Annotated in this window: 19 protein-coding genes (1 of these 19 cut by a window edge); 4 read left to right on the top strand and 15 right to left on the bottom strand. The window is 70.4% G+C overall.

Translation table 11 applies throughout. The annotated features are described in order from the left end of the window. The 8 genes from VGW35_21930 to VGW35_21895 all read right to left on the bottom strand — a co-directional run. Window positions 1-183, bottom strand: a 183-nt coding sequence (locus tag VGW35_21930; GenBank protein HEV8310332.1) for a hypothetical protein, incomplete at its 3' end; no start/stop codon positions are given. Between the two features lie 52 nt (window positions 184-235). Then, window positions 236-928: a hypothetical protein gene (locus tag VGW35_21925; GenBank protein HEV8310331.1), complete on the bottom strand. Its 693-nt coding sequence runs from the start codon at window positions 926-928 to the stop codon at window positions 236-238. A gap of 229 nt (window positions 929-1,157) precedes the next feature. Then, window positions 1,158-2,444, bottom strand: coding sequence for a TRAP transporter large permease (locus tag VGW35_21920; protein ID HEV8310330.1), 1,287 nt, complete (start codon window positions 2,442-2,444; stop codon window positions 1,158-1,160). Window positions 2,445-2,519: 75 nt separating this feature from the next. After that, window positions 2,520-2,990: a TRAP transporter small permease gene (locus tag VGW35_21915; GenBank protein HEV8310329.1), complete on the bottom strand. Its 471-nt coding sequence runs from the start codon at window positions 2,988-2,990 to the stop codon at window positions 2,520-2,522. 34 nt (window positions 2,991-3,024) lie between these two features. Further along, window positions 3,025-4,053: a DctP family TRAP transporter solute-binding subunit gene (locus VGW35_21910; GenBank protein HEV8310328.1), complete on the bottom strand. Its 1,029-nt coding sequence runs from the start codon at window positions 4,051-4,053 to the stop codon at window positions 3,025-3,027. Between the two features lie 20 nt (window positions 4,054-4,073). Beyond that, complete coding sequence (locus tag VGW35_21905; protein HEV8310327.1) at window positions 4,074-5,054, bottom strand: alpha-ketoacid dehydrogenase subunit beta; 981 nt, start codon at window positions 5,052-5,054, stop codon at window positions 4,074-4,076. Further along, window positions 5,051-6,067, bottom strand: a complete 1,017-nt coding sequence (locus tag VGW35_21900) for a thiamine pyrophosphate-dependent dehydrogenase E1 component subunit alpha (GenBank protein HEV8310326.1) — start codon at window positions 6,065-6,067, stop codon at window positions 5,051-5,053. The genes VGW35_21905 and VGW35_21900 overlap by 4 nt, the downstream gene beginning before the upstream one ends. Window positions 6,068-6,088: 21 nt before the next feature. Further along, window positions 6,089-6,328, bottom strand: a complete 240-nt coding sequence (locus VGW35_21895; protein ID HEV8310325.1) for a MoaD/ThiS family protein — start codon at window positions 6,326-6,328, stop codon at window positions 6,089-6,091. A gap of 180 nt (window positions 6,329-6,508) precedes the next feature. On the opposite strand from VGW35_21895, the gene VGW35_21890 reads away from it, so the two are divergent. Together VGW35_21890 and VGW35_21885 are read left to right on the top strand one after the other, a co-directional pair. Then, window positions 6,509-6,772: a DUF4242 domain-containing protein gene (locus VGW35_21890; protein ID HEV8310324.1), complete on the top strand. Its 264-nt coding sequence runs from the start codon at window positions 6,509-6,511 to the stop codon at window positions 6,770-6,772. Further along, entirely contained in the window at window positions 6,772-10,128 is a 3,357-nt protein-coding gene (locus VGW35_21885) for an AAA family ATPase (GenBank protein ID HEV8310323.1), read from the top strand. The genes VGW35_21890 and VGW35_21885 overlap by 1 nt, the downstream gene beginning before the upstream one ends. A gap of 121 nt (window positions 10,129-10,249) precedes the next feature. Here VGW35_21885 and VGW35_21880 read toward each other — a convergent pair whose 3' ends face one another. The 7 genes from VGW35_21880 to VGW35_21850 form a co-directional block, all read right to left on the bottom strand. Further along, window positions 10,250-11,668, bottom strand: a complete 1,419-nt coding sequence (locus tag VGW35_21880; GenBank protein ID HEV8310322.1) for a transglycosylase SLT domain-containing protein — start codon at window positions 11,666-11,668, stop codon at window positions 10,250-10,252. Between the two features lie 130 nt (window positions 11,669-11,798). Next, entirely contained in the window at window positions 11,799-12,623 is an 825-nt protein-coding gene (locus tag VGW35_21875) for a hypothetical protein (GenBank protein HEV8310321.1), read from the bottom strand. Then, complete coding sequence (locus VGW35_21870; protein ID HEV8310320.1) at window positions 12,620-13,540, bottom strand: lysophospholipid acyltransferase family protein; 921 nt, start codon at window positions 13,538-13,540, stop codon at window positions 12,620-12,622. Before VGW35_21870 ends, VGW35_21875 begins: the two co-directional genes overlap by 4 nt. A gap of 4 nt (window positions 13,541-13,544) precedes the next feature. Beyond that, window positions 13,545-14,540 (bottom strand): inorganic phosphate transporter, encoded by a 996-nt coding sequence (locus tag VGW35_21865; GenBank protein ID HEV8310319.1) that lies wholly within the window; start codon window positions 14,538-14,540, stop codon window positions 13,545-13,547. A 41-nt stretch (window positions 14,541-14,581) separates the two neighbouring features. Continuing rightward, on the bottom strand, window positions 14,582-15,199 hold the full coding sequence (locus VGW35_21860; protein ID HEV8310318.1) for a DUF47 family protein: 618 nt from the start codon (window positions 15,197-15,199) through the stop codon (window positions 14,582-14,584). A gap of 9 nt (window positions 15,200-15,208) precedes the next feature. After that, the gene (locus VGW35_21855; GenBank protein HEV8310317.1) at window positions 15,209-15,856 is read right to left on the bottom strand and encodes a VTT domain-containing protein; all 648 of its coding nucleotides are present in this window, start codon (window positions 15,854-15,856) and stop codon (window positions 15,209-15,211) included. A 12-nt stretch (window positions 15,857-15,868) separates the two neighbouring features. Beyond that, entirely contained in the window at window positions 15,869-18,304 is a 2,436-nt protein-coding gene (locus tag VGW35_21850; GenBank protein ID HEV8310316.1) for a sodium-translocating pyrophosphatase, read from the bottom strand. A 317-nt stretch (window positions 18,305-18,621) separates the two neighbouring features. Here VGW35_21850 and VGW35_21845 point away from each other — a divergent pair, with 317 nt between their 5' ends. Together VGW35_21845 and VGW35_21840 are read left to right on the top strand one after the other, a co-directional pair. Beyond that, on the top strand, window positions 18,622-19,863 hold the full coding sequence (locus VGW35_21845) for a sodium:proton antiporter (GenBank protein ID HEV8310315.1): 1,242 nt from the start codon (window positions 18,622-18,624) through the stop codon (window positions 19,861-19,863). 132 nt (window positions 19,864-19,995) lie between these two features. Then, on the top strand, window positions 19,996-20,129 hold the 5' portion of the coding sequence (locus tag VGW35_21840; protein HEV8310314.1) for a DNA gyrase inhibitor YacG. The gene runs 91 nt beyond the window's last position; only the first 134 of its 225 coding nucleotides appear in the window; it begins with the start codon at window positions 19,996-19,998; the stop codon falls past the right edge of the window.

The raw sequence follows: 20,129 nt of genomic DNA, 5'->3' as shown, positions 1-20,129 counted from the left end.
CGGGACCTGGAGCAGCTCACCGTCGGCCAGGAGGTCGCCCGCGGCCGAGCGCAGGACGAGGAAGCCCCGGACAGAGCCCTCGGGGAAGCGAACGGCGACCGGGGCGGCGTCGGCGGCGCCCCATGCGCACGCGACCAGGCCGAGGAGGACCGCGTGGCGGGCCAGGCGCTGGCAGGAACTCACGGCCGGGAAGGCGGCACGGTCCGGACCGTTCCGGAGGCGAGTGGCCGGTCGCTCAGGGAGCGATGCGAGCCGCCCAGGTCTGCCACTGGCACGTGCCCCCGAGGGTGACGGCCCGCTCGCCGGCGACCCAGAACCGCCGGAGCCCCGGGTCGACCTGGGCTCCGAAGTAGCCGCCGGCGCCCTCGTCCCCGAGGGCACACGCCCCCGCCGGCGTGACGGCGAGCAGGGGGAAGCGCGCCGAGCCGAGATCCGCCGGCTCGGCGCTCCGCGACACGGCCAGCCAGAGCCGGCTGGTGCGCGGCGCCTCGCTCCGCTGGGCGGCGAGCACGTAGACCCGTCGGTGCGGGCCGAGCCGGTCGAAGTAGGCCCGCGGGTCGTGGAGCAGGCTGGCCGGCCCCGCACCCGGAGCGCCGAAGAAGCCGTTCAGGGTCCGGGTCTGGAGGACGCCGCCAGCCGGCGTGAAGAGGCGGACGGCGCTGTTCGTCGCCTCCAGGACGCGCGTCACGCTCGCCGCTAACGCGGGGTCCGGCGCCGCGAGCCCCCCGCCCTCGCCCTGGTTCAACCCGACGAACCGCACGTCGACGCCGGCGGCGGGCGCGGGGGCGTCGGCCCCGATCACGACGTCCGGTACGGGGGCTGCCGACGACGAGGGCGCGCCCGGCGTCCCGGCGGCGGTCACCCCTGCCAGTCCGACCCACAGCCCGCCGAGCGCCGCGAGATTCCGGCGCCAGCGCGCGTGTCGCATGAGGTCCTCCCCGTGGTTCGAGCGTGAGCGATCGGTGGGGACGTTAGCCGGAGCCGCGCGGCCTGTCAAGGGACGCCGCGCGATCTCGGCGTTGGGTGAAAAGACCTCGGGCCCGATACACCACCGCCGACCACTGCGTAGCCCACTCCGAGCGGCGGCCTTTGCCGCCGCAACGATTCTTCGGGGGAGGCCTCGGAGGGGGTGTTCCGACACCCCCTCCCGAGAGGCCTCAGCCGAGCCTGAACGCCCGGGGCAGCCAGAGCGAGAGCTCCGGCCAGAGCGTCACGATGCCGAGGGCCAGCAGCATGGCGCCGACGAACGGCCAGACCGCGCGCGAGATCTCCCCGAAGGAGAGCCGGCCCACGTTCGCGGCCACGTAGAGGTTCACGGCCACCGGCGGCGTCACCTGGCCGATGGCGATGTTCACCGTGAGCACGACGCCGAACCAGACCGGGTCCCAGCCGAAGCGGGCCACCAGCGGCATGAAGATCGGCGTGAAGATGTAGAAGATCGAGATGCCGTCGAGGAGGTAGCCGGCCAGGAAGACGAGCAGGTTGATCAGCCAGATCACGACCCGCGGGTCCTGGGAGACGGACAGGATGGCGGCGGTGATGCGGTCGAGAAGGCCCAGGGTCGACCCGGCCCAGGAATAGAGCCCGGCGAAGCCGACGATGAGCATCACCACGGCCGACGCCACCACCGCTTCGCGGATGATCGACCCGAGCCCGGCCCAGGTCAGCGTGCGGTACACGAGCCCGCCCACCAGGAGGCCATAGAAGACGGCCACGATGGCCGCTTCGGTCGGCGTGAAGACGCCCCCGTAGATGCCGCCCAGGATGATCAGCGGGGCGAGGAGTCCCCAGATCGAGTCGCGGAACGCCCGCCAGATCTCGGCCGGCGTCCCCCAGCGCTCGCCCCGCCAGCCGTGGCGCCGGGCGTACAGGTAGGCGGGAAGCGCCAGGCAGGCGCCCACCACCAGGCCGGGGAACACGCCGGCGGCGAACAGGGCCGGGATCGAGGTGTTGGTGATCACGCCGTAGACGATGAAGGCGATCGAGGGCGGGATGATGATCGCGATGGAGCCGCCCGACGCGATGAGCGCGGAAGCAAACGGCCGCGCGTAGCCGCGCGCGACCATGGCCGGGATCAGCACGGTACCGAGGGCGGCGGTGTCGGCGGGGCCCGACCCCGAGATCCCCGCGAAGAAGACGCAGCAGACCACCGCGACCAGTGCCAGGCCGCCGTGGACCGGGCCGACCAGGAGGCTCACCAGATCCACCAGCCGGCGCGAGATCCCGCAGCGCTCCAGGATGAGTCCGGCCAGGATGAAGAACGGGATAGCGAGCAGCTGGAACTTGGCCAGATTCGAGTAAAACGTCGGGCTGATCCCGGCCATCCCGAGGTCGAAGAGCCAGATGACGGCGATGCTGGCCACGCCCAGCCCGATGGCCACCGGCAGGCCGAGCGCCAGGAGGAGCGCGAAGAGCCCGAAGAACCACAGGCCCGCGACCTCCATCAGCTCAACTCGGGTAGCCCGCGGCGTCCCGTCGTCCCCGCACAGCCCGCCCTCCATCGACTGCTGTACGGGCTCTCAGGGCGGGCGGCCCAGATCGCGACGGAGCGCCTGAAGGGCCCGGAGGACGATCAGCCCCGCCCCCGCCGGGACGCCCGCGGTGTAGAGCCACTGCGGGAGCCCGAGGGCCTCGGAGGTGGTGGAGAGCGCGCGCTCGGCCAGGATCTGGCGCCACCCGCCCCAGATCAAGACGAGGCAGGCGGAGACGGTCAGCGCGGTGCCGGTGATCGTCAGCAGGCGGCGGGGCCAGCGGGGAAGCCGCGCGCGGAGCACGTCGAAGCCGAGGTGCGCTGCCTCGCGGAACCCGATGGCGGCGCCGAGCATCGTGACCCACACCAGCCCGGCGACCTCGAGCTCCTCCGTGAAGGCCAGCGAGTACCGGATGAAGTAGCGGGTGACGACGTTGGCCATCGCCAGGGTCGCCATCGCGGCGAGGATCGTCCCCGCCACGAGCTCCTCCGCGCGATCGGCCAGATCCCGGACTCGCATCAGGGCATCAGGACCCGGCCACCCTCGGCACGCGCTACTTCGCGCCCTCGACGATCTTCTCCGTGCTCCGGACCAGCTCTGCGCCGATCTCCGCCGTCCACTTGTCGTAGACGGGGCGGGTCTTGTCCCGGAACGCCTTGAGCTGCTCCGGGGTGAGCTGGATCACCTCCATCCCGCTCTTCTTGAGGGTGTCGAGCGCGGTCATGGCCCCCTCCAGGCCCTCCCGGGCGGCCTTCTTCTCCCAGGCCATGACCTCGTCCCCGACCTTCCGGACGATGTCGCGGTCCTCGGGGCTCAGGCTCTTCCAGGTTTCCCCGCTGGCGGCCAGGATCACGGGGTCGATGGCGTACTCCCAGAAGGTGATGTGCTTGTGCACCTGCCAGAGCTTGTAGGGGATGATGACCGAGGCGATCGGGTTCTCCTGGCCGTCCACCGTCCCCTGCTGGAACGCCGTCTGGGCCTCGCCCCAGTTCATGTTGACCGGATTGGCCCCGAGCGCCCGGAAGATCTCGATGAAGATCGGCGAGCCGACCACGCGGACCTTCAGGCCTTCGAGGTCCTCGGGCCGCTTGACCGCGCGCTTGCTGTTCGTGAGCTCCCGGAAGCCGTTTTCTCCCCAGGCGAGGGGGACGACGCCCTTGTCCTCGATCAGCCTGAACAGGCGCTTCCCGGGTTCCCCGGCCTCCACGGCGTCGACGGCCTTGTAGCTCGGGAACAGGAACGGCAGGGCGAAGAGGTTCAGCTCTTTCACCTGGGGCGACCAGTTGATCGTCGACCCCATGGCGAAGTCGGCGACGCCCTGGTGGAGGAGCAAGAACTCGTTGGTCTGCTTGCCGGCGAAGAGCTGGCCGGCGAAGTAGTTCTTCACGGTCATGCGCCCCTGGGTGCGTTCCTTCACGAGATCGGCGAACCTGATCGCCGCCTGACCCCAGGGGCTCTGGTCGTTGACGACCAGCGACATCTTGAACTCGGCCTTGTAAGCGGCGCCGCCGACAGGCGGGACCGGCCCGAGGGCGACCACGACCGCCGTGACCGCGAGCATGAGCACCACGATTCGGCGCATGGGCATTGCCTCCTTCCGGCTCAGGGAGCGAGGCCGAGCGTCCGGCGGACGGCGGCCACGATGGCATCGACCCGGGGGCTGACGGCGGCCTCCAGGACGGGAGCGAAGGGGACGGGCACGTCGGCCGAGGCTACCCGCTCGATGGGGGCATCGAGCTCGTCGAAGGCGTCCTCCATGATGACCCAGGCCAGGTGGCCGCCCACCCCACCCCGCCGCGGGCCCTCCTCGGCGATGACGACCCGGTGGGTTCGGGCGACCGAGCCGACGAGCGTCTCGCGGTCGAGTGGCACCAGGCTCCGGGGGTCCACGACCTCCACCTCGATGCCTTCACCCGCCAGCCATGAGGCCGCCTCGAGGGCCAGGTGCACCATCCGGGCGGTCGCGATGACGGTCGCATCCCGGCCCGGGCGCTTGATCTCGGCCCGGCCGAGGGGGGTGAGGTACTCGCCGTCCGGCACCGGCCCGCTCAGACGGTAGAGGCCGCGCGGCTCGAACACCAGCACGGGGTCGTCGTCCCGGATGGCGGTCTTCAGGAGCCCCTTGGCGTCGGCCGGGGTCGAGGGGATGCAGAGCTTGAGCCCGGGAGTGTTGAGAAACCAGGCCTCGACCGAGTTCGAGTGGTGACCGCCGGCCGACTTCCCGATGCCGTAGGGCATCCGGAGCGTCAGCGGAAAGGCACACTGCCCGCCGAACATGTACCGCGTCTTCGCGAGCTGGTTCACGACCTCGTCCATCGCGCACGTCACGAAGTCGGCGAAGTGCATGTCGACGACCGGGCGCATCCCCGTCATCGCGGCTCCCACCGCCGACCCGACGATGGCGGCCTCCGAGATCGGGGCGTCGAGGACCCGCCCGCCACCGAACCGCTCCCGGAGCCCCCGGGTGACACCGAACGGCAGGCCGGCCCCGATGTCCTCGCCGATGAGGTAGACGCGATCGTCGCGGGCCATCTCTTCCTGGAGGGCCGCGTTGAGGGCGTCGGCATATGTCAGGTCGGTCATGGCCCACCGGGGCGCCGGCGGTCCTCGACGTCGCGCACGAACAGGTCGGTGAACGCCGCCGCGGGCTCGGGGTCCGGGCTCGCCTCGGCGAATGCGACGGCGTCGTCGATCTCGGCGAGGATCGTCTCCTCCACCTCCTTGGCCCAGCGCTCGTCCCAGGTGGAGGCGGTCCGGAGCCGCTCCGCCAGGCGCCCGAGCGGGTCCGCCCGCCGGCCGTCCAGCACCTCGGTCTTCTCGCGATAGACCTGGGGGTCGCCCTCGAAGTGGCCCTGCCAGCGAATGGTGCGGGCTTCCAGGAGCGAGGGGCCGCCCCCCGCGCGGGCCCGAGCCACCGCGGCGGCCACCGCCGCATGGACCGTGAGGGCCTCGTTTCCGTCCAGGCTGAGACCGACGATCCCGTAGCCGGCGGCGCGGCCCGCGATCGAGCCGCCCGCCGTGGCGGCGGCGAATGCCGTCGACGACGCCCAGCCGTTGTTCTCGCACAGGAAGACGACGGGCAGCGCCCAGGCGGCGGCCAGGTTCACGGCCTCGTGGAAGGGCCCGCGATTGGCGGCGCCGTCGCCGAAGAAGGCCAGACAGACCTGATCGGTGCCCCGCATCCTGGCCGAGAGCGCGGCCCCGCACGCCAGGGGCAGGCCGGCCGTCAGGACCCCGTTCGCTCCCAGGTACCCCGCGGCCACGTCGGCGATGTGCATCGACCCCCCCTTGCCCCGACAGCAGCCGGTCGCCTTGCCATAGAGCTCGGCGACGAGCCCCCGGAGGGATCCCCCCTTCGCCAGGTAATGGCCGTGCCCCCGGTGCGTGCTGGTCACCGTGTCGTCCCGCCGGAGCGGCGCGCACGCCCCGGCCGCCACGGCTTCCTGACCGATGGAGAGGTGGATGAACCCCGGCAGGCGACCGGCGGCGTAGAGGTCACGGATCCGCTCCTCGACCCGCCGGATCCGGAGCATGGTCCGGTAAAGGGCGCTCGCGAGCGGGACGTCGAGGACGTCGGGGGTGAGCGGCGCCGTCATGGGAGACGCGGGGCGGCCCGGCTATCCACCCGCCAGCGGCGGAAAGATGCTGACCACGTCGCCGGGCGCGAGTCGCCGATCGGGGGCGGCGTCGTGACCGTTCACGAGCATGAGGCGGGGCAACTCGTCGGGAATGGCGAGGCCGCGGGCGAGCTCGCCGAGCGTCGTGTCGGCTGGCACCTCGAGGATCGCCGTGCCTCCCCCGGTCCCCGGAGGGAGATAGTCGGCGAGGTTGGCAAAGAGGCGCACCTCGATCTTCACGGATGACGGCGGGTGGCGGCGGCGCCCGGGCCCGCTGGGCACCCCCGACCGCAGGCGCATTATCGGGGGCTGACCTGGCCTTGTCAATCCGGCCCCGGCCATCCGGCCCCGGCTTGACAGGCGGCGGAGCGCCGCCTAGCCTACCCCTTGACCCCACCTCACCCAACCAGGAGGTCCGCGATGGCTGTCTACATGGTCGAGCGCGATCTGAAGGGCATCACGCTGGAGCAGCTGGGGGCCGCCCAGCGGGCGGCAATCGAGACGGGGCGCCGGCTGACGGCCGAGGGGAAGAACGTCCGATACATCCGCAGCACGTTCGTGCCCGGCGAGTCCCGCTGCATGTGCCTCTTCGAGGCGCCGAACCCGCAGCTCGTCAAGGAGTTGAACGAGACGGCGCAGATTCCGTTCTCCCGGATCGTCGAGGCGCTCGATCTGACGCCATAGTGTCGGCGATTCCGTGCCCGAGCTGTCGCCACTCGAACCCGTCCGATGCGGGGTTCTGCGATGAATGCGGGGCTCGCCTGGAAGCGGCGTGCCCCGCCTGCGGAACGCCGAACCGCCTGGGCGCCAAGTTCTGCAAGAGTTGCGGCCGGGCGCTGACGCCGGCCGGCCCTTCGCCCTCCCCGCGGGACTACACCCCGCTCCATCTGGCCGAGAAGATCCTGACCTCTCGGGTCGCGCTCGAAGGCGAGCGCAAGCAGGTGACCGTGCTCTTCGCCGACATCCAGGGCTCGCTCGAGCTCCTGCGGGATCGCGATCCCGAGGAGGCCCGCGCCCTCCTCGATCCGGCCCTCCATGCCATGATGGAAGCCGTTCACCGCTACGAGGGCACGGTCAACCAAGTCCTCGGCGACGGCATCATGGCCTTGTTCGGCGCACCGGTCGCCCACGAGGATCACGCGGTGCGCGCCTGCTACGCCGCCCTGGCCATGCAAGTCGCGATCCGCCGGTACGCCGACGGCCTCCAGCACGCGCACGGCCTCGACCTCCACGTTCGCGTGGGCCTCAATTCGGGCGAGGTGGTGGTCCGCGCGATCGGAAACGACCTCCACATGGACTACACGGCCGTCGGCCAGACCACACACCTGGCCGGCCGAATGGAACAGCTGGCCCCGCCGGGCGGGATTCGCCTCACCGCCGAGACCCTCCGGCTCGCCGAGGGCTTCGTCACGGCGACTCCGCTGGGGCCGGTCCCGGTCAAGGGGCTGCCCCGGCCGCTCGAGGTCTTCGACCTGATCGGGGCCGGCCCTACCCGGACCCGCCTGCAGGCGGCGGCGGCTCGCGGCCTCACGCGCTTCGTCGGACGGGAGGCCGAGCTTACCATGCTCCGGCGCGCCCTGGAGCGGGCGGGCGAGGGCCGTGGGCAGGTCGTGGCCCTCGTCGGCGAGGCGGGGGTCGGGAAGTCCCGCATCTTCTGGGAGTTCACGCACTCCGCCGAGACGCAGGGCTGGCTTACCCTCGAGAGCGGTCCGGTGGCGTACGGGACGGCCGCACCCTATCGGCCCCTCGTCGACCTGCTGCGGGCGCGCTTTCGGATCGACGACCGGGATGACGCGCCGGGCATCCGCGAGAAGGTCACCGGCCAGCTCTTCGCGCTGGACCGGGCTCTCGCGCCAGCGCTCCCGGCTCTGCTCGCGCTCCTGGAGGTGCCGACCGAGGACCCGGCCTGGGAGGCGCTCGACGCGGCCCAGCGGCGCGAGCAGATTCTGGAAGCCGTCAAACGCGTACTGCTCCGCGAAGCCCAGGCCCAACCCCTCTTGCTGGTCGTCGAGGATCTCCACTGGATCGACGCGGGGTCCCAGGCCGTCCTCGATCGCCTCGTCGAGAGCCTGCCGACGGCTCGGCTCCTCCTCCTGATCAGTTCCCGGCCCGAATACCAGCACCGATGGGGGAGCCAGTCCTCCTACACTCAGCTCCGGATCGACCCGCTGCCCTCGGTGAGCGCCGAGGCTCTGCTCCGGGAGATCCTGGGCGATCACCCGAGCCTCGAGCCGCTGAAGGCGCTGCTCATCGAGCGCACAGAGGGCAATCCGTTCTTCCTGGAGGAGAGCGTCCGGGCCCTGGCCGAGTCCCGGGTCCTCGCCGGTGAGCGCGGCGCGTATCGGCTCGCCCAACCGCTCCAGGCCATTCAGGTGCCGGCCACCGTTCAGGCCGTGCTGGCTGCCCGCATCGACCGGCTCCCCCCCGAAGAGAAGCGGCTGCTCCAGGCCGCGTCCGTCATCGGCAAGGACGTCCCCCGCCGGCTCCTCGAGGGCATCGCCGACCTCCCGGCGGATTCGCTCCGCCGCGGACTCGAGCGGCTCCGGGCCGCCGACTTCCTCTACGAGGCCGCTCTCTTTCCGGACCTCGAATACACCTTCAGGCATGCCCTCACGCACGAGGTGGCCTACGGGACTCTCCTGCACGAGCGCCGGCGCGCCCTTCACGCCCGGATCCTGGAGAGTCTCGAGAGGCTCGCCGCCGGGCGCCTGGCGGAGCACGTCGAACGGCTGGCGCACCACGCCGTCGGCGGCGAGGTGTGGGACAAGGCCGTGGCGTATCTGCGGCAGTCCGGAGTGAAGGCCGGCACGCGGTTCGCGCATCGGGAAGCCGTCGTGTGCTTCGAGCAGGCGCTGGCCGCTCTCGCGCATCTGCCCGAGAGCCCGGACACGCTCACCCGGGCCGTCGACCTCCGGTTCGATCTCCGCAACTCGCTCTTTGCGCTGGGCGACTCCCGGCGCATCCTCGAGCACCTCCGGACGGCCGAAGCCGTGGCCGAGGCGCTGGGGGATCGGTCACGACTGGGGCGGGTCCACTCGTACCTGACGAATTACTTCCTGGCCACCCGCGACCACGACCGGGCGATCGAGTCGGGGGAGCGCGCCCTGGCCCTGGCGGCGGCCGTCGGGGATTCCGGCCTCGAGCTCTCGACGAACTTCTACCTGTCCCAGCTCTACGCGGACATCGGCGAGTATCGCCGGGCCCGCGACTGCACCCGGCGAACCGTCACCGGCTTTACCGGGGTTTCGGCGCCCAAGGGCCTCGGGCAACCTGCCGTCCTCCTGCTCTCGCGGCTCTGGCTCGTCTGGTGCCTCGCCGAGTTGGGCGAGTTCCCCGAAGGCCAGGCTCGCGCCGAGGAGGCCGTCCGGGAAGCCGAAGCGTTCGCCCAGCCGTTCGACTGGATCCTCGCCTACCTGGGGCTCGGCCTCCTTCACCTGCGCCAGGGCGCCCTCGACCGGGCCATTCGGGCACTGGAGCAGGGACTTCCCCTGTGCCGGAGCGGCGAGCTGTCCATCTGGTTTCCCGGGATGGCGTCGCCCCTCGGCTACGCTTACGCGCTCTCGGGCCGGCTCTCCGCCGCACTCCCTCTCCTCGAGCAGGCGGTGGCGGAGACCACGCTCCGACGCGGGGCCGGCCACGCGCTCCGCACGACCCACTTGGGCGAGGCATATCTCCTGGCCGGCCGGGAGGAGGAGGCTGCCCGGATGGCCGCGCAGGCCCTCGAGCTCTCTCGCGGCCACCGCGAGCGCGGACACCAGGCCTATGCCTTGCGCCTGCTCGCCGAGCTGGCGGCCTGTCCCGATCCGCCGGTCCTCGAGCCGGCCCAGACGCGCTATCAGGAGGCCATCGCCGTGGCCGACGAGCTCGGGATGCGGCCACTGGCCGCGCGGTGCCGCCTCGGTCTGGGTGCGCTCTACGCCAGGCTACGCCGGCCAGAGCCGGCACGAGCGGAGCTGGCGGCGGCCGTGGCGCTGTTCGAGGCGATGGGGATGTCGGCGGAGCTCAGCCGGGCGACCGGCCTCAGGGCCATCGTCGATTGACTGTAACCGGCGCGGGCGTCGAGGGGTCCCCCCCCGCGTACTCCGAGCGGCGGCCTCTGCCGCCGCGACGATCCTCGGGGGAGGTCTCGGAGGGGTGTGCCGACACCCTCTCCGTCTGAACTCAGGGAGCCTTGAGCCGGTCCCCGAGGCCCGCGGCCAGACGCGGCGTGACCTTCGCGGCCACCGGACCACGCCGGATCGCGGGGACGGACTTGGCTGGCCTGGAGACGGCCGGGCGGCCGGGCACAGCCTTGACCGCCACCAGCCGGTTCGAGACGGGGACGAGGAGCTCCGTCACTCCCCGCAGGCGGCCGCCGGTGAGCTGGTTGATCTCCGCCAGACGCTGAGGGGTCACGCGGTACATCCGGGCAATTTCGGCGAGGCTCTGGTTACGGGCGACCCGGTGGAGTCCCCAGGAGACGAGTCGAGTGGCAGGCGCCGCCTGGAGGGCGGCCTCGAAACGAGAGCCCGTGCCTTCCGGGAGACGCAGCGCGTACCCGCCGAAGGGGGGGGTGACGCCGCCGCGGAGCGCCGGGTTGAGCTCCCGGACATCATCGACGGGCACCTCGGCGAGAGCCGCCACCGTTTCGAGATCGATGACCCGCTTGACCGCCACTTCGTCGTAGGCCAGGGGAGCCTCCCGGCTCACCTCGAAGCCATAGCGATCGGGGGCCCGGACGATGACGGTCGCGGCCAGAATCTGGGGGACGAACTTCTTCGTCTCCTCGGGTAGGTGGCGCGTCTGGGTCAGCGCCCAGAAGTCACTCGTCTTGGCCCGCTGGATCGCCCCCCCCACCCGGCCTTCGCCGGCATTGTAGGCGGCCTGCGCCAGGAACCAGTGGCCGAACAGGCCGTAGAGATCGCCCAGGTACTGGGCGGCCGCGATCGTCGACTTGACGGGGTCCAGCCGCTCGTCCACCCACCGATTCACCACGAGCCCGTAGCGCCGGGCGGTGGCTTCCATGAACTGCCACAGCCCTTTAGCGCCCACCCGGGAGACGGCCCGGGGCGAGAAGCCGGACTCGATCATCGCCGTGTAGGCAAGCTCTTCCGGCAGTCCGCGCTCCCGGAAGATCCGCTGGATCATCCCGAGATAGCGCCCGGACCGGGCGAGCCAGAGCGTGAACCGCTCGCGCTCGCGGGCCGTGAAGTAATCGATCAGGGCCTCGACCGGAGCGTTGATGATGATCGGATAGGCGCGGACCGGGATCCCCGGCGGAAGGATCACCGTCACCTCGACCCGAGGGTCATCGAAGATCGGGTCGTCGAAGACCAGGGGATTCTCGACCGGGGGAGCGACCTGGGGGGGTTCCGACTCGTCCTCGGGCGAGGCCTTCGAGGAGAGTTCGACCGCCGGCCCGCCGGGGGGCACTGGCGGCGCGGGAGGCGCCGGGATCGAGGCGAGCTGTCGGTTATCGACGGGCGGAGCGGAAACGGTCAGTGGCTCGCCGCCCCAACCGACGGCAAGCCCGGGCATCGCGGTGGCCAGCGCCACCCCGAACAGCCCCTGCACCAGACACCACCACGGTCGTAACCTCATACTGTGATGAAAAGGGTACTAGTAGGACGGCCTTCCCACTCCCCTTCTAACACGGGCTCAGCGCGAGTGTCAAACGGAAAAACCGCGCGTCCTATTTGGGATAATGGGGTCTCTCTACTGGGAAAACCCGTCAGCGTTTCGCCGGGGGAACCTCGGGCGCCGGCGGGCTCGGTTCCGGCGCTTCGCGCGAGGTGGCGCCCTCCCGGAGCGGACCGGCCATCCACCGGGCCCGGTCCGTCAGAATGACCCTCACCCGCTCGCCGGGAGGCACGCTGACGCGCGTCAGCCAGATCTCGGCGTTCTTGGCCGGACCGCCATCCACGCGCGGCAGGAACACGTCGCCCGCGCGGCGGGTGCGCCGGGGATCGGATCCGATCCGATACGGGGTGACGCGGAGCGCCACCAGGAGCCACTCCCCCCCGGGAAGGTTCTCGAACACGAAGAGGCCGGCCGCGTCGGTGACGCGGCGGCGCACGGGACCCTCCGCGACACTCGGGCTGGTGTCGGGCCGAGGGGCGTACGCCTCCGCCGGACCGGCGCCGAGTGCCGCGGCCATGGCGGCGGTGACCTCCTGGGCGGGTGGGCGCTCGACCGCGGCCGCCTGGACGACGCGGGTCTCGAGGGCCGCCAGCACGTCCTTGAGTCGCCCGACCGCGGTCTCGTATTCCGTGCCCGAGCCTCGCAGGCTGTCCCGAATCCGTTCCAGTTGGGCGACGGTCTCTGGCACGTAGGGGTATACCTTTACCTCGACCTCGGACAGGTGGGTCCAGGGTCCGTCCGGCGATTCCTGCTCGACACTCAGCCGCCCCCAGAGAAGGCCGAACGAGCCGGTGCGATCCGGCGGCCCCGGCCGGTCGGTCGCGGGACCCGCCGCCACCGCGACGGCCGGGAAGGCCAGCAGGGCGAGCAGCGCCAACCGCGCAGCCGCCCGGGCGATCCCGGGGAACCGGTTCATGCCGGCCGCGTCTTCCAGCGTCGGTGCACCCAGAACCACTGCTCGGGGTGCGCCCGGACGTGGCGCTCGATCGTCTCGGTGAAGCACGCGGTGTTGAGCTCGACGTCGCGGTCGTGCCGGCCGGTGCGGACCAGGGGGAGCGCCGGTTCCACCGTCACCTGGTGGTCTCCGTCGGCCAGGCGGTGGATGAAGGCGGGGACGACCGGGACCCCGGTCTTGAGGGCGAGCACGGCCAGGCTCCGGGAGGTGGAGGCCAGATGCCCGAAAAACGGGACGAACACGCCCTGACGCCCGGCGTTCTGATCGAGCATGATGCCGACACACTCCCCGCGGGCGAGGGCCGCCTGGACCCCCTTGACCGCCGCCCGCTTCGGGATCAGCCGGAGCTGGACGCGCTCGCGGCCCCGGGCGACCAGGGCGTCCAGGAACGGGTTGTCCAGCGGCCGGATGACGACGTTCATCGGCGGGAACCCGGTCAGCATGTGGGCCGCCCCCAGGAGCTCCCAGTTCCCGAAGTGGGCCCCCAGGTAGAACGCCCCGCGTCCCTCGGCCAGGGCCGCCTTGATGTGCTCGATCCCCTCGACCCGGAGCCGGCTCAGCATGGCGCCGGGGGGGCCGAAGAAGAGGCGGCAGCACTCCATGGCCGTCACGCCGAAGTGTCGGAAGCTGGCTCGCGCCACCGCGCGGCGGTCGCGGTCGGTGAGGCTCGGGCCGAACGCCAGCGCGAGGTTGGCCAGGGCCACGCGCCGGCGGCCCGGAAGCGCCCAGTACGCCACGTCCCCGAGCCGGGCGCCGAGCCAGGCACCGGCCCCGGGCGGGAGCCGGCTGACTCCCCGGCCCAAGGTCCCGACGAGGGCCGCCACGGCCCGCTGTCCCCAGCGGACCCAGCGCGGCAGCGGGCGGCGGCGCCGCTTCATTCCCTCAGGGTACCAGCGCGAGCAGGGCCCACGTCGACCCTGCGATGAGAGCCGCGGCAGGAATCGTCAGGATCCAGGCCCAGACGATCCGGCCGGCGATGCCCCACCGGACCGCCGACAGCCGCGTCGTGCTGCCGACGCCGACGATCGCCCCCGTGATCGTGTGTGTCGTGCTCACGGGAATGCCGGCCACGGCGGTACTGATCAGCATGAGGGCGCCGGCCGCCTCGGCGCAGAAGCCGCCGACCGGCTTGAGCTTGGTGATCCTCATCCCCATGGTCTTGACGATCCGCCAGCCTCCGGCCAGCGTCCCGAGCGCGATGGCGATGTGAGCCGCGATCACGACCCAGAAGGGCACGAAGAACTCCCGTCCCAGGTGCCCGGTGGCGAAGAGCAGGCCGGCGATGATCCCCATGGTCTTCTGGGCGTCGTTCGTCCCGTGGCCGAGGCTGTAGAAGGCCGCCGAGACCAGCTGGAGGCGCCGGAACAGCTTGTCCGCCCGGCTGGGCGAGGTGCCCAGGAGCATCCGGGTCACCACGACCATCAGCGCGAAGCCGATCAGGAGCCCCAGGAGCGGCGAGAGAACGATGAAGGTCGCCGTCTTGATGAGTCCCGCCGGGACCAGACTCGCCCACCCGGCCTTGGCCACGGCGGCCCCCGCCAGGCCGCCGATCAGGGCGTGGGACGAGCTCGAGGGGATCCCGCCGTACCAGGTGATCAGGTTCCACGCGATGGCGCCGACCAGGCCGGCCAGGATGACCCAGGAGTCGACGGTCTCGGGATGGACGATTCCCTTGCCGACGGTGCGCGCCACGTTCACGCCGAACCCGAAGGCGGCCACGAGGTTGAAGAAGGCGGCCCAGACGACCGCCTGAGCGGGCGTCAGGACCCGGGTGGAGACGACGGTGGCGATCGAGTTGGCGGCGTCGTGGAAGCCGTTGATGAAGTCGAAGACGAGCGCGACCAGGATGATGAAGATGACGAGGGCCAGCGGATCCATCACGCGATCATCGCATGTGATGCAAAGGTCATCGCCCCGGCCTACCCCATCTTGAGCATGATGCCCTCAATCACATTTACCACGTCCTCGCAACGGTCGGTGACTTCCTCGAGAGTCTCGTAGATCTCCTTCCACTTGATGACCTCGATCGGGTCGGTCACGTTGGCGAACAGCCCGGCGATGAGCTCCTTGAGGAGCCGATCGGCCTCGTTCTCCAGGCGGTTCACCTCGACGCAGTGGGCGTGGTACGACGCCTTGGACGGGCGGAGACAGCCGACCGCGGCCTGGGTCGCCTCGGCGGTCTTCACGATCACCTCGGTGAGGGCCCGCGCCCCCGAGGTGGGCTCCTTGATGCGGTAGAGGACCAGTCGATCGGCGGCGGCCTCGATCAGGTCCAGCACGTCGTCGAGCCGGCTCGCCAGCGCGTAGACGTCTTCGCGGTCGAAGGGCGTGACGAACGTCGTGTTGATCTTCCGCACCACGTCGTGGGTCAGCACGTCCCCGACGTGCTCCAGTTCCTTGATCGCGGCCGACTTCGCCGGGGCGTCCGAGAAGTCGAAGACCATCTCCCGGAGGCGCCGGGCCGACTCGATGATGTTGGTGGCCTGGCGCTCGAAGAGCTCGAAGAAGCGTTCCTCGCGCGGAATCAGCCGGAACATGCTCTCCTCTCAGGGCTCGGAGATGGCGGGGCGGCGCCGAGCGCGGGCTCGCGCCTTCCACCACTCGATCCCGATCGGCAACACCGAAAGGAGCACCACGACGATGACGACCAGATGGATGTGCCGGTCGATGTTCGGGATGGTCTGTCCCAGCACGTACCCGGCCCAGGTGAGGCCGGTGACCCAGCCGATCCCGCCGAAGACGTTGTAGAAGAGAAACCGCCGGTACGTCATCTGGCCGACCCCCGCCACCACGGGCGCGAAGGTCCGGATGATGGGGATGAAGCGCGCCAGCACGATCGTCTTGCCGCCGTGGCGCTCATAGAACTCGTGGGTCCGGATCAGGTGCTTCCGGGAGAACCAGCGCGACTCCTCCTTGCGGAAGATGCGGGGCCCCGTCCGATACCCGATGGCGTACCCGACGCTGTCGCCCACGATGGCCGCGGCGATCAGCAGCGCATTGAGCACCCAGATGTCGAGCGCGCCGGTCGCCGCCACCAGACCGGCGGTGACCAGCAGCGAATCGCCGGGAAGGAAGAAGCCGACCAAGAGCCCGGTCTCCGTGAAGACGATCGCGACCAGGACGGCGTAGCCACCCCACCGGATGAGGTCGTCGAGCGCGTAGCGGCCGAGGGCCACATCGACCAGGAACTCCATCGGGGCGGGTGGCTACTCGCCTCGGGCGACCGCGCCCACCCGCTGGGCGCCGGCCGTCACGGCGGCAGGCTCGCCCCCGCGGATGCGCATCGCGTAAAACGAGCGCCAGACGAAGACGACCGACACCGCGAAGAAGACGGCGGCCAGCGTCCGGGTGAAGGCAGCGCCCTGCCGGGCCGTCAGGCTCACCGCCAGCTCGACCGCCAGCAGCCCGAACAGCGTCGTGAACTTGATGATCGGGTTCATGGCCACCGAGGAGGTGTCCTTGAACGGGTCCCCGACCGTGTCGCCGACCACGGTGGCGGCGTGAAGCGGCGTGCCTTTCTCCTTCAGGTCCACCTCGACCACCTTCTTCGCGTTGTCCCAGGCCCCTCCGGCATTGGCCATGAAGACGGCCTGGTACAGCCCGAAGAGCGCGATCGAGATGAGGTAGCCCACGAAGAAGTAGGGCTCGAGAAACGCGAAGGCCAGGGTCGAGAAGAAGACGGTGAGGAAGATGTTGAACATGCCCTTCTGGGCGTACTGGGTGCAGATTTCCACGACCTTCTTGCTGTCGGTCACCGAGGCCTTCGTCACGCCCTCCAGCCGGATGTTGGCCTTGATGAACTCGACCGCGCGGTAGGCCCCGGTCGTCACCGCCTGAATGGAGGCGCCGGTGAACCAGTAGATGATGGCCCCGCCGGTGATGAGGCCCAGCATGAAGGGTGGGTGGAGCAGGGAGAGCTTGTCGACGTTCACCGTCAGGCCCTGGGTGAGCACGACGATGATCGAGAAGATCATCGTCGTCGCCCCCACCACCGCCGTCCCGATCAGCACCGGCTTGGCCGTCGCCTTGAAGGTGTTGCCGGCGCCGTCGTTCTCCTCCAGCAGGTGCTTGGCCTGCTCGAAGTTCACCTCGAAGCCGTAGCGCTGCCGGATCTCCTGCCGCACGTTCGGCAGCTGCTCGATCAGGGACAGCTCGTACACCGACTGGGCGTTGTCGGTGACCGGGCCGTAGGAGTCGACGGCGATCGTGACCGGTCCCATGCCGAGGAACCCGAACGCCACCAGGCCGAAGGCGAACACCGCCGGCGCGATCATGATGCCGCCGAGCCCGGCCGTGCTCACCCAGTAGGCCAGCCCCATCAGCACGACGACCACGATGCCGAGCCAGTACGCGCTGAAGTTGCCCGCCACCAGCCCCGACAGGATGTCCAGGGACGCGCCCCCTTCCCGGGCCGAGGCCACCACCTCGCGGACGTGCTTGGACTCGGTAGAGGTGAAGACCTTCACCAGCTCGGGAATGATCGCGCCGGCGATCGTGCCGCAGGTGATCACCGTCGAGAGCTTCCACCACAGCGTCCCGTCGCCCAGCCCCGCGATCAGCGCGTAGGAGGCCAGGTACGTGAGCGCCACCGACACGATCGAGGTGAGCCACACCAGCGAGGTCAGGGGCGCCTCGAAGCTCATCGTGGTCGCCGCGCCGTATCGGGCCCGAGCCATCGCCTCGTTGATGAGGTACGACGCGCCGCTGGCGACGATCATGAGGATGCGCATCACGAAGATCCAGACCAGGAGCTGCACCTGGACCAGCGGATCCTTCACGGCGAGGAGGATGAACGAGATGAGGGCGACGCCGGTGACGCCGTAGGTCTCGAAGCCGTCGGCGGTGGGCCCCACCGAGTCGCCCGCGTTGTCCCCGGTGCAGTCGGCGATCACACCCGGGTTCCGCGCGTCGTCTTCCTTGATGTTGAAGACGATCTTCATCAGGTCGGAGCCGATGTCGGCGATCTTGGTGAAGATGCCGCCGGCGATCCGGAGGGCGGCGGCGCCGAGAGACTCCCCGATGGCAAAGCCGATGAAGCAGGGCCCGGCGTAATCCCCGGGGATGAAGAGGAGGATGAGCAGCATCAGGAACAGCTCGACGCTGATGAGCAGCATCCCGACGCTCATGCCGGCCTTGAGCGGGATCGAATAGAGCGGAAACGGCTTCCCTTCCAGGCTGGCGAAGGCCGTCCGTGAATTGGCGAACGTGTTGATCCGCATGCCGAACCAGGCCACCCCGTAGCTGCCCCCGATGCCGACGACGCTGAAGAAGAGGATGATGAGCACCTTCACGGGCTCCAACCGGAGTAGCAGGCCGAAATAGACGAGAATGATGAAGCCGACGATCGCCTCGAGGATGAGCAGGAACTTGCCCTGGGTGAGGAGGTACGTCTTGCACGTCTCGTAGATCAGCTCGGAGATCTCCCGCATCGAGGCGTGCACCGGCAGGTTCTTGAGCTGACCGTAGATCACCAGGCCGAAGACGAAGCCGAGCCCGCAGACGAGAAGGCCGGCCATGAGCAGCGGGCGCCCGTTGATCCCTCCGAAGCTGACCTGCCCGAGGTCCGGGACCTTCAGGCTCGCCTCACCGCCGCCGGCCGCCGCGTCGGCGACCGGGGCCGGCAGGAGGGCGACCAGGGCCACGACGAGGAGAACCGGGAGCAGCGCGAGGGTAGCGCGACGGCGCACGGCAAGCGACCCGTTCATGATCGGCCTCTCCTGGATTTCACGGAAGTGTCTTGCCGGAAAACACACCAAGTATAGCAGAAGGCCGGAGCCCTCGTCCGGACGAGCCACGGCATCGGCCGCGCCCTTGACAGCCGGGCGCGGCCTGGACGATGATCCGACCGCGAAGTGCGCCCGCTTCGACCAGACCCCTCGGCCTGCCACCGGGCCCGGCGGGGCACCGCGTGGATCGCGCGCGGTGGCCGGCCCGCGGCTCGTTAGCCGGAGCGTGCTGCGTGGGCCACGCGACCCTGCTGCCGCTCTACTGGGCCTTCCCGTTCGTCGCGATGCTGCTGGCCATCGCGGTATGCCCGCTCTGGATCCCGCATTGGTGGGAATCCAACCGGAACAAGCTCCTGCTCGCGTGCGTGCTGGGGCTTCCGGCGGCGGTCCTGTACCTGGCCCGCGAGCCGCACGCGCTCGTCCGGATGGGTGAAGAGTACGTCTCCTTCATCATCCTCCTGGCCGGGCTGTACGTCATCTCGGGCGGCATCCGACTGACCGGCGACCTGGAGGCCACCCCGCTCACCAACACCGTCTTCCTGGCCGTCGGCTCGATCTTCGCGTCGTTCGTGGGGACGACGGGCGCCTCCATGCTGCTGGTCCGGCCGCTCCTCCAGACCAACCGTGAGCGCACCCGGATCCGGCATACCGTCATCTTCTTCATCTTCCTGGTCTCCAACGTCGGCGGACTGCTGACGCCGCTCGGGGACCCTCCGCTCTTCCTCGGCTACCTGCAGGGTGTCCCCTTCTGGTGGACGTTCCGACTGTGGCGGATCTGGCTCGTCACGGTGGTGGCGTTGCTCCTCGTGTACTTCATCTGGGATTCGGTCCACCACGCGCGGGAGCCGCTGGCCGCCATCAGGCGAGACCGCGCCCAGAGAGAGCCCCTGCGCCTGGTCGGGACCCTGAACAGCCTGTGGCTCCTCGGCGTGGTGGCCGCCGTCGCCGCCCTGCGGGAACCCTGGCGGGAGCTGGTCATCGTGGGGCTGGGCGCCGTGTCGCTGTGGCAGACCCCGCGCGCGATCCGGCGCGCCAACGGCTTCACCGCCTACCCGATGGTGGAGGTCGCCGTGCTCTTTTTCGGGATCTTCCTCACCATGATCCCGGCCCTCGAGCTCTTGCGGACACGCGGGAGCGAGCTCGGCGTCCGGGAGCCGTGGCAGTTCTTCTGGGCGACCGGGGCGCTCTCCTCGTTTCTGGACAACGCGCCGACCTATCTGACCTTCCTGGCCCTCGGGCAGGGGCTGAGCCTGCCGAACGAAGTCGTGGGCGTGTCGGAGGCGGTGCTGGCGGCGATCAGCACGGGCGCCGTCTTCATGGGAGCCAACTCGTACATCGGAAACGCGCCGAACTTCATGGTGAAGGCGATCGCCGAGGAAGCCAAGGTCGCCATGCCGAGCTTCTTCGGCTACCTGGCCTACAGCGGCGCGGTCCTGCTGCCGCTGTTCGCCGTCGTCACCTGGCTCTTTTTCTAATCCTCTCGCTTCGGTGACGAGGGCGCGAATCGGCCCCCCGGGGCGGCGTCTTGCGGCATCCCGCTCCGTCGCGGGGCGCGACCCAGCCGCCGGTTGACCCGTCGAACCGCCGCCCGTACGATGAGATGCGACATGTCACCGGGCGAGTCCACCGCCGAGCGCCGCCCGCGCTGTCCAACCTGCGGAGCGGAGGTCCAGTGGCAGGGGAACCCGGCTCGGCCCTTCTGCTCGACGACCTGCAAGCTCATCGACCTCGGCCAGTGGCT

The organism is Candidatus Methylomirabilota bacterium (genome assembly GCA_036005065.1).
GTDB lineage: Bacteria > Methylomirabilota > Methylomirabilia > Rokubacteriales > DASRDR01 > DASYQW01.
The sequence above is the reverse complement of the archived record's forward strand: the minus strand, read 5'-3'. Positions and strand labels throughout refer to the sequence as shown.

Excerpts from the sequence above, each read along its gene's own strand:
- VGW35_21910 (HEV8310328.1), bottom strand. The coding sequence starts at position 4,053 with ATGCGCCGAATCGTGGTGCTCATGCTCGCGGTCACGGCGGTCGTGGTC.
- VGW35_21855 (HEV8310317.1), bottom strand. The coding sequence starts at position 15,856 with ATGGAGTTCCTGGTCGATGTGGCCCTCGGCCGCTACGCGCTCGACGAC.
- VGW35_21905 (HEV8310327.1), bottom strand. The coding sequence starts at position 5,054 with ATGACCGACCTGACATATGCCGACGCCCTCAACGCGGCCCTCCAGGAA.
- VGW35_21875 (HEV8310321.1), bottom strand. The coding sequence starts at position 12,623 with ATGAACCGGTTCCCCGGGATCGCCCGGGCGGCTGCGCGGTTGGCGCTG.
- VGW35_21870 (HEV8310320.1), bottom strand. The coding sequence starts at position 13,540 with ATGAAGCGGCGCCGCCGCCCGCTGCCGCGCTGGGTCCGCTGGGGACAG.
- VGW35_21915 (HEV8310329.1), bottom strand. The coding sequence starts at position 2,990 with ATGCGAGTCCGGGATCTGGCCGATCGCGCGGAGGAGCTCGTGGCGGGG.
- VGW35_21880 (HEV8310322.1), bottom strand. The coding sequence starts at position 11,668 with ATGAGGTTACGACCGTGGTGGTGTCTGGTGCAGGGGCTGTTCGGGGTG.
- VGW35_21860 (HEV8310318.1), bottom strand. The coding sequence starts at position 15,199 with ATGTTCCGGCTGATTCCGCGCGAGGAACGCTTCTTCGAGCTCTTCGAG.
- VGW35_21925 (HEV8310331.1), bottom strand. The coding sequence starts at position 928 with ATGCGACACGCGCGCTGGCGCCGGAATCTCGCGGCGCTCGGCGGGCTG.
- VGW35_21890 (HEV8310324.1), top strand. The coding sequence starts at position 6,509 with ATGGCTGTCTACATGGTCGAGCGCGATCTGAAGGGCATCACGCTGGAG.
- VGW35_21920 (HEV8310330.1), bottom strand. The coding sequence starts at position 2,444 with ATGGAGGTCGCGGGCCTGTGGTTCTTCGGGCTCTTCGCGCTCCTCCTG.
- VGW35_21900 (HEV8310326.1), bottom strand. The coding sequence starts at position 6,067 with ATGACGGCGCCGCTCACCCCCGACGTCCTCGACGTCCCGCTCGCGAGC.
- VGW35_21865 (HEV8310319.1), bottom strand. The coding sequence starts at position 14,540 with ATGGATCCGCTGGCCCTCGTCATCTTCATCATCCTGGTCGCGCTCGTC.